This window comes from Streptomyces genisteinicus, assembly GCF_014489615.1.
GTDB classification, from domain to species: Bacteria; Actinomycetota; Actinomycetes; order Streptomycetales; family Streptomycetaceae; genus Streptomyces; species Streptomyces genisteinicus.
In genome coordinates, this window is the sequence record NZ_CP060825.1 from 5,675,020 (window position 1) to 5,688,337 (window position 13,318).

The window sequence follows — 13,318 nt, forward strand, 5'->3', positions numbered from 1 at the left end:
GCGGGACGGGGTGCGCGGGGCCGCCGCCCCGCGCACCCCGCCGTCCGGGGGAGCCGGTCCCGTCAGGGAGCGGTCCAGGTGTGGCCGGGCGTGGTGATCTGGCTGGTCTGGGTGGTCGGCTGGTAGTTGAAGAAGTAGCTCAGCGTGGCGCCGGAGGGCACCGACACCGGCAGCTCCCACCGCTGGTCGGCGGTGTCACGGGTGAGGAAGTGGTTCTGCGGGGCGCCGCCGTTGATCCGGTACTGCACGGTGACGAAGGTCAGGTCGTAGCCCTTGGGCGCGAACCAGAGCGTGCCGCCCGCGACGCCGTGGGTGTACTTGGCGCCGTCCGGCGGGTCGCTGGGACCACCGGTCGGCGTCGGCGTCGGCGTCGGGGTGGGCGTGGGAGTGGGTGTGGGCGTCGGGTTCGGGCCGGGGCCGGCGGTCCCTGTGGACCACATCGGCTTCCTGATCTCGGCGACGAAGTTGGCCAGCACGGTGGGGTCCGCCTGGACGCGGGAGTCGCCCCAGTTGCCGTTGGCGCAGCCCGGGCCGCCGGCCTGGGCGCCCGCGGCGCACTGCCACTGGGTCTGCGCGTCCCAGTTGGTGTTGATGTAGGCGGCGGACTTGATGACGTCCTGGTTGCGGCTCACCCAGTCGAAGTAGCCGGCGTGCCAGCCGTCCCAGATGGCCTGCCCGCTCGCGCCGGCCGGGCTGTTGCGGAAGATGCAGCTCTTGGTCTTCGCACCGGTGCGGGACCCCTGCGGGGCCGCCTCCGACACCATGGCGGGCTTGCCGTGGGCGCGGGCGAAGTCGAGGATGCGGTTCTGGAGGCCGACCGGGTCGGTGTCGTAGGAGCCGCAGCCCCACTGCGACTGCACGGAGCGGGAGTTGTAGAACGAGGAGAGGCCGACCCAGTCGACGTGGGCGTCACCCGGGTACCAGTCGTCGAGGTGGCCGGGGTCGGTGACGATGTAGTTCCACTCGGGGTGGTCCGGGTGGGTGTTGACCGGCCAGGCGGCGCTCTGCCAGACGGTGGCGACACGGGTGGCGCCGAGGGCGTCGATGCGGCCCTTGATGTAGCGGAACGCCTCCTTGTAGAAGTCGGCGCTGTAGCAGTTCCACGGGCCGTCGAACTCGTAGCCGATACGCAGCAGGATGTCCCGGTCGTAGCTCTTGAACCGGTTGACCATCTCGTCGACCTTGGCCCGGTACTGGGTGATCAGGCTCGGGTTGCCGGCCGTCACGTCGGCGTCGTTCCGGCCGATGATCGCGCGCAGCGGCTGGTTGTTGCAGCCGGAGGTGGCGTCGGAGAGGTAGAGCCCGACGGCGACGGCGGCGTTCGGGTACTCGCGCATGGTGCGGGCGAAGTCGACGGTGCCCGCGCCCCAGTTCGCGGGGCTGTTCATACCGGCGAGCGGTTCGGGCGATCCGCCGAGCACCAGGTTGGTGTAGAGGGTGACGCCGCCGGGGGCCGGCGCCCCGAGGGAGGACTGGGAGAGGACGTCGGTGCGGTAGTCGGACAGGGTGTCGCTGTCCTGGCCCATCACCAGCATGACCTTGCCGTCGGCGGGGACGCCGCGGCCGGACGGTCCCGCGGCCTGCGCGGTGGAGGGGAGCGCGGCGAGGGAGAGCAGGGCCGCCGCGGCCGAGGCGGCGGCGACGAGGGCCCGCCGGAGCGGTCTGCGTGGTCGTGGGTGTCGGGGGTGGTGCATGCGGGTGCCTCCGGGTTCCGGGGACGAGGGGGTGGGGCCCGGCGGTGGATCACTGGCGGGCGGTCGCACATGCTGCTGGCTGCCGCGGGGGCGGTCAAGCACTCGCGAAAGTTTCGTCGGTCTGTGCAGGTCAGCCGAACGTGTTACGAAAACTGCGCAGAGGGCTCGGGTGTTCGCAAGGGGTTTCGCCGACTGCGCCCATCCAGCTCGCTGTGTATGTGCAGGTGGAGAGGGTGTGTGGCGCTCTCGGGTGTGCTCGTGACGTTGGCTGGCGCAAGTCGCATCTCAAGTTTCCTCATCATTTCGCGAAACTATTGACATGAGTTTCGTGAGCGGGGACCTTGGTGCCACTCATCCCGCACCCCCTCTTCCGGAGGACCACCATGGGCCGTACGCGTGCCCGCAGAACCGCCGTCGCGCTCGCCGCCGCCGTCACCCTCGTCGCCCTGCCCGCCTGTGGCTCGGGCTCCGGAGCGGCGGACGGGAAGATCACCCTGACCGTCGCCACGTTCAGCGACTTCGGCTACAAGCCCCTCATCGAGGAGTACAAGCGCTCCCACCCCGACATCGAGATCAAGGAGCGCATCTCCCAGTTCGACCAGCACCACAACCAGCTCTCCACCCAGATCGCCTCGGGCAGCGGCGCCGCCGACGTCGTCGCGATCGAGGAGGGCTACCTGCCGAAGTTCCGCGCGGTGAAGGACAAGTTCGTCAACCTCGCCGACCACGGGGCGGCCGACCGCAAGGACGAGTACCTGGCCTGGAAGTGGGAGCAGGGCACCCTCGGCACCCAGGACTTCGTCATGGGCTACGGCACCGACGTCGGCAGCCTCGCCATCTGCTACCGCAAGGACCTCTTCGCGCAGGCCGGGCTGCCCACCGACCGCACCGAGGTCGGCAAGCTCTGGCCCACCTGGGACGCCTACTTCGCCACCGGCGAGAAGTTCCGGGAGAAGGTCGCGGACAAGGCCTGGTTCGACAGCTCGGGCAACATCTTCACCGCGATGATGAACCAGACCGAGTTCGGCTTCTTCGACGCACAGGACCAGTACATAGGGGACAGCAACCCGAAGGTCCGCGAGTTCTTCATGGCGACGGCGAAGGCCACCGCGGACAAGCAGTCGGCCAACCTCGCTCCCTTCAGCCAGCAGTGGAACGCCGGCATCAAGCTCGGCCGCATGGCCACCATGACCTGCCCCGCCTGGATGACCGGCCAGATCAAGACCGCCGCCGGTGAGGCGGCCGCCGGCAAGTGGGACATCGCCGCCGTGCCCGGTGGCGGCGGCAACTGGGGAGGCTCCTTCCTCACGGTCCCCAAGCAGAGCAAGCACGCGAAGGAAGCCGCCGAACTCGCCGACTTCCTCACCTCCGCCGCCTCCCAGAAGAAGATCTTCACCGGACCGGTCGGAGCGCTGCCCTCCCTCGTCCCGGTGCTCGACGATCCCCAGGTGCAGGGCGCGAAGCAGGCGTACTTCAACGACGCCCCGACCGGCGCCCTCTTCGCCGCCTCCGCCAAGTACCTGAGCCCCAACTACCGCGGCACCAAGGACCAGCAGGCCCGCATCCCGTTCGGCAACGCCCTCCAGCTCGTCGAGCAGGGCAAGGCCGACGCGGACAAGGCGTGGGACAAGGCGCTCGACGACGCGGCCAAGAACATCCGCTGATCCCGGTCCGGGCCTGCGCGAACAGGCCCGGACCCGGCCCGGACGCCGGGCGGCGGTTCCCCGGCCCTGCCGCCGCCCGGTGTCCCCGGGCCACCTCCCCGCGGCAGCGACCGCCGCCCGGCCCCGAACCGCCCGCCCGCCGCAGCGCCGGCAGTCCCCCGGACAGGCGCCCCCCGCCCCCGGCTCATCACCAGCCCGTCACCGGCCCCCTCACCCCCGGCTCCTCGCCCCTTCGGCCCTCGTACCCTCGGAGAACCCGCATGGCGGTCCAGGCCCGCACCATCCCCGCCCCCAGCCCGGGCCCCGCCCGGGGCACCCGGGCCGGCAGGCCGCCGCGGCGGCTGCGCCCGGGACGGCATCTGCTGCCCTACCTCTTCATCGCCCCGTTCTTCGCCGTCTTCGGCGTCTTCGGGCTGTACCCCCTGCTCCAGACCTTCTGGGTCTCCCTGCACGACTGGGACCGGCTCGCCGGACAGGGACAGTGGGTGGGCCTCGACAACTTCACCCGCCTGCTGGGGGACTCCGACTTCTACACCGCCACCTTCAACACCCTCAGCATCTTCCTGCTCTCCACCGTCCCCCAACTCCTCGCCGCCCTCGGCCTCGCCTGGCTGCTCGACCGGCACCTGCGCGCCCGCAGCGTCTGGCGCGCCCTCGTCCTGGTGCCCCAGTACGTCTCCGTCGTCGCCGTCGCCCTCGTCTTCTCCCAGCTCTTCGGGCGCGACTTCGGCATCGTCAACTGGGCCCTGGAGAACCTGGGGATCATCAGCGCCCCCGTCGACTGGACGGCGGACACCTGGAGTTCGCACCTCGCGATCAGCTTCATGGTCATGTGGCGCTGGACCGGCTACAACGCCCTGATCTTCCTCGCGGCCATGCAGGCGGTACCGCGCGACCTGTACGAGTCGGCCCAGATCGACGGGGCCTCACGCTTCCTGACGTTCCGCAAGGTCACCCTCCCGGCGATCCGCCCCACCATCGTCTTCACCGTCGTCATCTCCACCATCGGCGGCCTCCAGCTCTTCGCCGAGCCGTTCCTCTTCGACCAGCAGGGCAACGCGGAGGGCGGCGCCGAGCACCAGTTCCAGACGCTGACGCTGATGCTCTACAAGTACGGCTTCATCAACAACGACGCCGGCTACGCCTCCGCCGTCTCCTGGGTGCTCTTCCTCGTCATCGCGGTCATCGCGGCAGTGAACTTCCTGCTCGCCCGCCGCTCCGAACGCCGCTGACACCCGCTCACCCCTTCGCCGTCCAGAGGAACCGACATGGCCGTCACCGCACCCACCAGGCCGTCCGCCGCCCGCGCCGACCGCCGCCGACCGGGCGGGCGCACCGCACCCCGCCGCGGGCCCGGCAGGCTCGACGCGGCGGGCCCCGTCGCCTACGCCCTGCTCGCGGCCGTCACCGCCGCCTCCGTCTTCCCGCTCTACTGGAGCTTCGTCGTCGCCTCCCACGACGACAACTCCGTCCTCGCCGGCACGACACCGCCCCTCGTCCCCGGCGGGCACCTGATCGAGAACATCCAGCGGGTCTTCGAGCTCTCCGCCTTCTGGCAGGCCCTCGGGAACTCGCTGATCGTCGCGTCGACCACGGCCGTCTCCAACGTGCTGCTGTCGTCGCTCGCCGGCTTCGCCTTCGCCAAACTCCGCTTCCGAGGACGCGGCCCGCTCCTCGTCTGCGTCGTGGTGACCGTCATGGTGCCCACCCAGCTCGGCATCATCCCGCTCTACATGCTCGTCACCGACATGGGGATGTACGGCAGGCTGTCCGCCCTCATCGTGCCCGCCCTGGTCTCCGCCGTCGGCGTGTTCTGGATGCGGCAGGCGATCGAGGAGAACATCCCCGACGAACTGATCGAGGCCGCCCGCATGGACGGCGCCGGACTGCTGCGCACCTACTGGCACGTCGTCGTCCCCGGCGTCCGCACCACCGCGACCGTCCTCGGGATGTTCACCTTCATGTTCGCCTGGAACGACTACTTCTGGCCGCTCATCGCCCTCCCGCCGGAGAACGGCACCGTCCAGATCGCCCTCAACCAGCTCGCCGCCGGCTACTACACCGACTACACGCTCATGCTCTCCGGCGTCGTGGTGTCGGTGCTGCCCGTGCTCGTCGTCTTCACCGTCCTGGCCCGCCGGATCGTGTCCGGTGTGATGGCCGGCGCCGTCAAGGGCTGACCGCCCCCCCCACGCTACGGAGACCCATGACCGCCCTGCCCACAGCCCGCGCACAGGACCGGCCCGCCGGCACCGGGGACACGGCCCGCCACGCGGCCGCCATCGCCAACCCGGTGCTGCGCGGCTTCCACCCCGACCCGTCCATCCTCCGCGTCGGCGACGACTACTGGATCGCCACCTCCACCTTCGAATGGCTGCCCGGAGTCGCCCTCCACCACTCCCGCGACCTCGTCAACTGGCGCCCCGCGGGCGGCATCCTCGACGAGACCCGCCTCATCGACCTCGCCGGACGCCCCGACTCCGGCGGCGTCTGGGCCCCCTGCCTGTCCTTCACCGGCGGACTGTTCCACCTGGTCTACAGCGACGTCACCAACCTCTCCGGCGCCTTCAAGGACGTCCGCAACCTGGTGATCACCGCCCCCTCGCCCCACGGACCGTGGTCCGACCCGGCGCCCTTCCCCTCCCACGGCTTCGACCCGTCCCTCTTCCACGACGACGGACCCGACGGCGACGGCCGCAGCTGGGCGCTGTGGATGGAGTGGGACCACCGGCCCGGCCGGCACCCGTTCGCCGGCATCCTGCTCCAGGAGTGGGACCGCGACCGGCGCCGGGTCACCGGCCCGCTCCACCGCGTCTTCACCGGCACCGCCCTCGCCCACACCGAAGGCCCCCACCTCTACCGCCGCGACGGCTGGTACTACCTGCTCACCGCCGAGGGCGGCACCTCCTGGGGGCACGCCGCCACCGTCGCCCGCAGCCGCGCCGTCACCGGCCCCTACGAACCGGACCCGGCCGGCCCGCTGCTCACCTCAGCAGGCCACGAGCGGCTGCCGCTCCAGAAGGCCGGCCACGGCAGCCTCGTGGCCACCCCCGGCGGCGAGTGGTACCTGGCCCACCTCACGGCCCGCCCCCTCACCCCCCTCGGCGCCTGCGTCCTCGGGCGCGAGACCGCGATCCAGCGCGTCGAGTGGACCGAGGACGGCTGGCCGCGTCTCGGCGGCACACCGCCCGCGGGCCACCACGGCGCCGCGCTGCCCCGCACCACCGTGCCGGGACCCCGGCTGCCCGCCGCGCCCGTACCCGCGGCGCCCGACCGGGACGACTTCGACCTGCCCGCACCGGACGTCCGCTGGTCCACCCTGCGCCGCCACCCCGACCCGTCCTGGCTGACCCTCGGCGAACGCCCCGGCCACCTGCGCCTGCGCGGCGGCCAGTCCCTGGGGTCCACCCACGGACAGAGCCTCGTCGCCCGGCGCCAGCAGGCCCCGGACGCCGACTTCTCCACCCTGCTGGACGCCGACCCCGCCTCGCCGCTCCAGATGGCCGGCATCGTCCACTACTACAACTCCGGGCTGTGGCACTACGCCCACCTCACCCGGGACGAGGAACTCGGCAGGGTCCTGCGCGTCGGCGTCTGCGACCACGGCGCCTACACGGAACCGGCCCCCCCGGTCCCCGTCCCGGACGGCCCGCTGGAACTGCGGCTCACCGTCCGCGGCGCCGAGGGCCGCTTCGCCTGGCGCCTCCCGGTGCCGGACGCCCGGTGGCGGACCACCGGCCCCCTCCTCGACGTCGCACGGCTCTCCGACGAGAACGCCACCCAGGGCGATCCCGCCACCGGCCACTTCACGGCGTGGGGCTTCACCGGTGCCCACATCGGCCTGTGCGCCCAGGACCTCACCGGCGCGTCGATGCCCGCCGACTTCGACTGGGCGGAATACCGCGAGACCGGCGACGGCGCCGGTGAACGGCCCTGAACGAGGGACGACGCCGTGCCGCTCCGGGAGGCCATAGTCTTCCCGGAGCGGCAGCACCCACCCACCACACGACGGAACGGGACGACAGGCATGAGCGCGGAGCATCCGGACGACACCGCCAGGGTCACCCTGAACAGCGTCGCCTCGGAGGCCGGCGTCTCCGTCTCCACCGTGTCCAAGGTCCTCAACGGGCGCTCCGACGTCTCCGCCGACACCAAGGAGCGCGTCGAGGCCGTCATGGACCGCCTCGGCTACCAGCGCCGCCCGGCACGCCGCCGGGGCGCCGTCATCGACCTCGTCCTCAACGAACTCGACAGCCTCTGGTCCGTCGAGATCATCCGGGGCGTCGACGAGGTGCTGCACGCCGCGGGCGCCAGCATGGTCCTCTCCGCCGTGCACGGCCGCAGCTCCGACACCCGCGAGTGGATCGACCAGATGGCGGCCCGCCGCAGCAACGGCGCCATCCTCGTCGTCTCCGAGCTGACCGCCCAGCAGCGCCGCCGGCTCGCCGCCATGGACGTGCCGTTCGTCCTCGTCGACCCCGTCGGCAGCGTCGACGCCCTCGTCCCCACCGTCGGCGCCACCAACTGGGCCGGCGCCGTCAGCGCCACCGAGCACCTGATCGCACTCGGCCACACCCGCATCGCCCACCTCGCCGGCCCCCGCCACGTGCTGTGCAGCCGGGCCCGTGCCGACGGCTTCCGCGCCACCATGGAACAGGCGGAACTCACCGTCCCCGAGGGCTGGGTGCCGCACGGCGAGTTCAACGACGTCTCGGGCCGGGACGAGATGAACCGGCTGCTCGACCTCGCGGAGGCCGAGGGCGCCGAGCCGCCGACCGCGGTCTTCGCCGCCAGCGACCTCCAGGCCCTGGGAGCCTTCGAGGCGCTGCGGGCCCGCGGCCACGCCATCCCCGGGGACGTCAGCGTCGTCGGCTTCGACGACCTGCCCGTCGCCCGCTGGACCCACCCGCCGCTCACGACGGTCCGCCAACCCCTGCTCGACATGGCCGCCATGGCCGCGAACACCCTGCTGCGCATCGTCGACGGGGAACCGGCCGAGCACCTGCGCCTGGAACTCGCCACCCAGCTCGTCGTCCGCGGCAGCACGGCCGCGCCGCGCGCGGCGCGCTGACCGGCCCCCGGTCGGTCAGGGCCCCGTCCAGCGCCCCGGGCCTGCTTGATAGCCTGCCGGAGCCAGTCGAGCCACACCACGGCCAGGGAATCCGGTGCGAATCCGGAGCTGACGCGCAGCGGTGAGGGGGACGGGCGGGGCGAGCACGCCACTGGGAGTCGTACGCGCCACAAGGCACGCACGGGCAGCTCCCGGGAAGGCGCCCCGTCCGGACGAACCCGAGTCCGAAGACCTGCTGGCACCTTTCCGCACCCGTGCGGGAAGGGACCCACAGGCCAGGCTCCGCGTACGAGCCCCGACTCCGAGGCGTTCCCCGTGCCCCGTACTCTCCCGCGCCCCGCCCCGCGCCGCGCGCCCCTCCGTTCCGCCGCCCTCCTGCTCGTCCCCGCCCTGCTGCTCACCGCGTGCGGCACCGGCGCCGACGAGGGCACGGCCGACGACGCCGGGGCCACCGGCGGCTATCCGCGCACCATCGACAACTGCGGCCACAAGGTCACCCTGGACGCGCCGCCGAAGCGCGTGGTCTCGCTCAACCAGGGCACCACCGAGATCCTGCTCTCCCTCGGCCTCGCCGACCGCATCGCGGGCACCGCCACCTGGACCGACCCCGTCATGAAGGGCCTGGAGAAGGCGAACGCCTCCGTACCGCGCCTCGCCGACAACAACCCCTCCTTCGAGAAGGTCCTGGACACCGAGCCCGACTTCGTCACGGCCTCCTTCGAGTCCACCCTCGGCAAGGGCGGGGTCGCCACCCGCGAGCAGTTCGAGAAGCTGGGCGTGCCCGCCTACGTCTCCCCGTCCGACTGCGCCGCGGGCAAGGACAACGCGAGCGGCGGCGACGGCGCCCGCAGCCGCCCCCTCGAACTCACCGACGTCTACGGCGAGATACGCGACCTGGCGACCGCCTTCGGCGTCGAGAAGCGCGGCGCGGAGCTGGTCGCCCGCCTGGAGGACCGGGTGCGCGCGGCCACCGACGGCCTCGACGCCTCCGGCGTCTCGCTCATGTACTGGTTCGCCAACGCGCAGTCGCCCTACCTGGCCGGCTGCTGCGGTGCCCCCGGAGCCATCACCCGCGCCGTCGGCGCGCAGAACGCCTTCGCCGGGACCCACGACGAGTGGCCCCAGATCAACTGGGAGACCGTCGCCGACCGCGACCCCGACGCCATCGTCATCGGCGACCTGACCCGCAAGTCCCAGACCGCGGAGAGCGCCGCCGCCAAGATCCGCTTCCTGGAGACCGACCCCGCCACCCGCAACCTGACCGCGGTCCGCGAGAAGCGCTACATCCTCCTCAGCGGGCAGGCGATGAACCCGTCCATCCGCACCGTCGAGGGCGTCGAGCAGGTGGCAGCGGGGCTGCGCGGACTCGGACTCGCGAAGTGACCCGGCGGCGCACCGCGCTGCTGTCCGGGGGAGGGCTGCTCGCCCTGGCGCTGTCGATCGCGACGGCCGTGACGATCGGCCCCGCCGACATCTCCACCGCCGACGTGTGGGCCTCCGTCGCGGCCCGGCTGGGGGCGGGGGAGACCACGCTCACCCCGCTGCGCGAGGGCATCGTCTGGGACCTGCGGATGCCGCGCACCTTGCTGGCCGCCGTCTGCGGCGCGGGTCTCGCCCTGTGCGGCGCGGTCATGCAGTCCCTGCTGCGCAACCCGCTGGCCGACCCGTTCGTCCTGGGCGTCTCCTCCGGGGCCTCCACCGGGGCGGTCGCGGTGGTCGTCCTCGGCGTCGGCGGCGGCGCGGTGTCCCTGTCGGCGGGCGCTTTCGCCGGCGCCCTCGTCTCCTTCGGACTCGTCCTCGCGCTCAGCCACACCCTCGGCGGCACCACCGACCGGGTGGTCCTCTCCGGTGTGGCCGCCATGCAGCTGTTCTCCGCGCTCACCTCCTTCACCGTGCTCACCTCCGCCGACGCGGAGACCACCAAGGGCGTGCTGTTCTGGCTGCTCGGCTCGCTCGCCGGGGCCGGCTGGTCCGAGGTGCTGCTGTGCTCGCTCGTCCTCGCGGCCGTGCTCGCCGTCTGTCTGGGGCACGCCCGCACCCTGGACGCCTTCGCCTTCGGGGAGGAGGCCGCGGCCTCGCTGGGCGTGCACGTGAACCGCGCCCGCCTGGTGCTGCTCTGCGCCACCGCGCTGCTGACCGCGGCCCTGGTCAGCAGCGCCGGGGCGATCGGCTTCGTGGGCCTGGTGCTGCCGCACGCGACCCGGGCCCTGACGGGCTCCGGCCACGCCAGGCTGCTGCCGGTCACGGCGCTGGCCGGCGCCGTCTTCCTGGTCTGGGTGGACACCGCCGCCCGGACGGTCCTCGATCCCCAGGAGGTTCCCGTGGGAGTGGTCACCTCGCTCATCGGCGTTCCGGCCTTCGTGGCCGTGCTCTACCGGGGCCGGAGGACGGTGTGAGCGCCGCGGGCCGCCCGGCGGCCGGGCGGGCGGGGCGGGCGAAGCCGGCCGCCGCACCTCCCGGGGGCGGGGACGCCGCTGCGGGCGGGGCCGGGCGCTCGGAGGACGCCGCTGCGGGCGGGGCCGGGCGGCTGGGGCTCGGGGCGGAGCGGGTCTCCCGCCGTACCGGGGGCCGGCTCGTCGTCGACGGGGTGAGCCTCACGCTCGGCCCGGGGGAGACCCTGGGTCTGCTGGGACCCAACGGGGCCGGCAAGTCGACCCTGCTCCGGCTCCTCGCCGGTGTGCTCGCCCCCACGGCGGGCGTCGTCACCCTGGACGGGAGTCCCCTGACCGGCATGGGGCGCCGCGCGGTCGCGCGCCGTGTGGCGACGGTGGAGCAGCACGCGCACACCCAGACCGAACTGACCGTGCGCGACGTCGTCGCGCTCGGCCGGATCCCGCACCGCCGGGCCTGGTCGGCCGCCCCGGCGTCGGGCGGCGCCGCCGTCGACGCCGCGCTGGCGCGCACGGGGCTCTCCGACCGCGCCTCCCAGTCCTGGCACACCCTGTCCGGCGGTGAACGCCAGCGCACCCAGATCGCGCGGGCCCTGGCGCAGGAGCCCCGCGAGCTGCTGCTCGACGAACCGACCAACCACCTGGACGTCCAGCACCAGCTGGACCTCCTCGAACTGGTCGCCGGTCTGCCCGTCACCACCGTGGTCGCCCTGCACGACCTCAACCTCGCCGCGATGTTCTGCGACCGGCTGCTGGTCCTCCGGGACGGCCGGGTGGTCGCGGAGGGCAGCCCCGCCGCGGTGTTGACGCCCCGTCTGATCGCGGAGGTGTACGGGGTGGGGGCCGAGGTGTCCCTGGAACACGGCCATCCGGTGATCCGCTTTCTCCGGCCCGGCGCCGCTGCACCGGTGTCCGCCCCGTCATAGGAAAGCCGCCGGAAAGGGCGCGCGAACGCACACAAGGGGACACGGAGGACCACGTTCTGCTGGAGATCCGATCAAAGCCCGCTCGGTCCCTCCGGCGTCCGACCGGGCCGAGTACGCTGAACCGCGGCCTCCTCGGGAGGAGTCGGCGCCCCGGAGGGCGCCGGGGCTCCGGGAGGGAAGTGCCTGCTCACGAGGGTGCGGGTCGCCTTCCGGCCCATGTCCTCCCGGCGCCGGGCGTGTTCGTGCCGTACCGCGCCGGCGCGCCGGCGGCGCGCTCGCCGTACGCACCAGTATTGATTCCTCTGACACGCGCGTATAGCCTTGGGTTTCTGATTAATGAATGAACTAAATGCGGTGGAAGGCGGGTGGCATGAACGAATCGGACGAAAAAGAGCCGGCGGTATCGGGATCGGAATCGGATGAAGAAACGCTGGCGAGGCTTTCCAGTGCTGTCGGGCAGCCGCCCTCCGGTGTTCTCGAGAACGCCAAGGCGCTGTTCGCACTGATCCACGAGGGCAAGGACGCCGCGGACGCCGATTCGGTTCCCGCTGTTTCCGCTTCTGCCGGACCGGTCAATCGCGGGGGCGCGTGACCCCTGTTCCCGCTCCGGTCGTACGCCGGCGTGCGACCGAGGCGGCCGCGCACGGCAGGGCCGCGCGTCGGCCCGTGTACGGGAAAGCGCCTACCGGTTCCTGAACCGGTAGGCGCTTTCCCGTACACGGGCCGGGCGGGGTCAGCGGTGCTGCCCCAGGGCGAAGGTCCGCAGGCCGGATCGGGTGATCGCGCCCAGCAGTTCCGTCGCCTGCTCCGACCGCTCGGTCTCGCGCTGGAGCAGTTTCCGAAGGTGCGCCAGACAGCGCGACCTGACCGGCCCCAGGGAGCCGCGCGGCATGCCCAGGGTGGCGCTGATCTCGTCGTACGACATCGGCGGGTCCGTCACCAGGAGCCCCAGCAGGGCCTGGCACTTCGGTGACAGCGCGCAGTAGGCGAGCAGGACCTCGTTGTCCCGCTCCTTGGCCAGGGCCTTCTCCTCGGGGAGGTTCTCCGACGGTTCGGAGCGCTCGAAGACCGGGGAGTCCCCCACCGGCACGCTGCGGCCGGTCTTCTCGATGTGCTTCAGGCTCTCCCGGCGGGCCGACACCGCGATCCACTGGGAGAGCTTCTCCGGGTCGCGCAGCTTCCCCAGATGCTGGATCACCCGCATCCAGGTGGTCTGGCTGACGTCCTCGCAGTCGGCCGCGCTGAGCCGGTGTCCCCGGGCGATGGCCCAGATCAACGGTGTGTACCGCTCGACAATTCGGTTCCAGCTGTCCTGATTTCCCGCTATGCAGTCGTCTACTAGCTCGTTCAAGGTAGGCGTACGCATATGTCCCCCGGTTTGTCTTCTTCCCCCATCACCGTTGGTCGAATGTTAATGGGTGACCGTGGGTAATGAGCCATGGTACCCCTGAGTAGCTTTTCTCCCGTTTATACGGGAGGCTCCGGGGTCGATTTTTGGAAGAATTTAGACATGTAGCCTGATGCCTCGTCACCTCGGTGACCTGCGGGGGCTCTTGAGTCCTTCGGACGTCGT

At 72.2% G+C, this 13,318-nt stretch carries 11 protein-coding genes and 1 riboswitch; of the genes, 9 read left to right on the forward strand and 2 right to left on the reverse strand.

Annotation, left to right across the window (positions count from 1 at the left end; translation table 11 throughout):
• Nucleotides 1-62: 62 nt before the first annotated feature.
• Nucleotides 63-1,694: a glycoside hydrolase family 26 protein gene (locus IAG43_RS24650; RefSeq protein WP_187742871.1), complete on the reverse strand. Its 1,632-nt coding sequence runs from the start codon at nt 1,692-1,694 to the stop codon at nt 63-65.
• Nucleotides 1,695-2,077: 383 nt separating this feature from the next.
• Between IAG43_RS24650 and IAG43_RS24655 the strand changes: the two genes are divergently transcribed.
• The 9 genes from IAG43_RS24655 to IAG43_RS24695 all read left to right on the forward strand — a co-directional run bounded on the left by IAG43_RS24655 (nt 2,078) and on the right by IAG43_RS24695 (nt 12,337).
• Complete coding sequence (locus IAG43_RS24655; RefSeq protein ID WP_187742872.1) at nt 2,078-3,358, forward strand: extracellular solute-binding protein; 1,281 nt, start codon at nt 2,078-2,080, stop codon at nt 3,356-3,358.
• A gap of 260 nt (nt 3,359-3,618) precedes the next feature.
• Nucleotides 3,619-4,590: a carbohydrate ABC transporter permease gene (locus IAG43_RS24660; protein ID WP_187742873.1), complete on the forward strand. Its 972-nt coding sequence runs from the start codon at nt 3,619-3,621 to the stop codon at nt 4,588-4,590.
• 36 nt (nt 4,591-4,626) lie between these two features.
• On the forward strand, nt 4,627-5,538 hold the full coding sequence (locus IAG43_RS35020) for a carbohydrate ABC transporter permease (RefSeq protein WP_281403980.1): 912 nt from the start codon (nt 4,627-4,629) through the stop codon (nt 5,536-5,538).
• Nucleotides 5,539-5,564: 26 nt separating this feature from the next.
• Entirely contained in the window at nt 5,565-7,295 is a 1,731-nt protein-coding gene (locus IAG43_RS24670) for a glycoside hydrolase family 43 protein (protein ID WP_187742874.1), read from the forward strand.
• Nucleotides 7,296-7,385: 90 nt separating this feature from the next.
• A complete protein-coding gene (locus IAG43_RS24675; protein WP_187742875.1) occupies nt 7,386-8,429 on the forward strand; it encodes a LacI family DNA-binding transcriptional regulator in 1,044 nt (347 codons plus the stop codon).
• Between the two features lie 46 nt (nt 8,430-8,475).
• Nucleotides 8,476-8,683, forward strand: a riboswitch (cobalamin riboswitch).
• Nucleotides 8,684-8,744: 61 nt separating this feature from the next.
• Nucleotides 8,745-9,812 carry an ABC transporter substrate-binding protein gene (locus IAG43_RS24680; protein WP_187742876.1) on the forward strand — a complete coding sequence of 356 codons (1,068 nt, stop codon included), beginning with the start codon at nt 8,745-8,747 and terminating at the stop codon, nt 9,810-9,812.
• Nucleotides 9,809-10,825, forward strand: a complete 1,017-nt coding sequence (locus IAG43_RS24685; RefSeq protein WP_187742877.1) for a FecCD family ABC transporter permease — start codon at nt 9,809-9,811, stop codon at nt 10,823-10,825. Before IAG43_RS24680 ends, IAG43_RS24685 begins: the two co-directional genes overlap by 4 nt.
• Nucleotides 10,826-10,956: 131 nt before the next feature.
• Nucleotides 10,957-11,745 (forward strand): ABC transporter ATP-binding protein, encoded by a 789-nt coding sequence (locus IAG43_RS24690; RefSeq protein ID WP_187744622.1) that lies wholly within the window; start codon nt 10,957-10,959, stop codon nt 11,743-11,745.
• A 370-nt stretch (nt 11,746-12,115) separates the two neighbouring features.
• Nucleotides 12,116-12,337, forward strand: a complete 222-nt coding sequence (locus IAG43_RS24695) for a hypothetical protein (RefSeq protein WP_187742878.1) — start codon at nt 12,116-12,118, stop codon at nt 12,335-12,337.
• Nucleotides 12,338-12,478: 141 nt separating this feature from the next.
• On the opposite strand, the gene IAG43_RS24700 is transcribed toward IAG43_RS24695, so the two are convergent.
• Entirely contained in the window at nt 12,479-13,111 is a 633-nt protein-coding gene (locus IAG43_RS24700) for an RNA polymerase sigma factor (RefSeq protein WP_281403981.1), read from the reverse strand.
• Between the last annotated feature and the right edge of the window lie 207 nt (nt 13,112-13,318).

Coding starts and splice junctions, on each gene's coding strand:
- IAG43_RS24660 (WP_187742873.1), top strand. CDS start 3,619: ATGGCGGTCCAGGCCCGCACCATCCCCGCCCCCAGCCCGGGCCCCGCC.
- IAG43_RS35020 (WP_281403980.1), top strand. CDS start 4,627: ATGGCCGTCACCGCACCCACCAGGCCGTCCGCCGCCCGCGCCGACCGC.
- IAG43_RS24655 (WP_187742872.1), top strand. CDS start 2,078: ATGGGCCGTACGCGTGCCCGCAGAACCGCCGTCGCGCTCGCCGCCGCC.
- IAG43_RS24650 (WP_187742871.1), bottom strand. CDS start 1,694: ATGCACCACCCCCGACACCCACGACCACGCAGACCGCTCCGGCGGGCC.
- IAG43_RS24670 (WP_187742874.1), top strand. CDS start 5,565: ATGACCGCCCTGCCCACAGCCCGCGCACAGGACCGGCCCGCCGGCACC.
- IAG43_RS24700 (WP_281403981.1), bottom strand. CDS start 13,111: ATGCGTACGCCTACCTTGAACGAGCTAGTAGACGACTGCATAGCGGGA.
- IAG43_RS24675 (WP_187742875.1), top strand. CDS start 7,386: ATGAGCGCGGAGCATCCGGACGACACCGCCAGGGTCACCCTGAACAGC.
- IAG43_RS24695 (WP_187742878.1), top strand. CDS start 12,116: ATGAACGAATCGGACGAAAAAGAGCCGGCGGTATCGGGATCGGAATCG.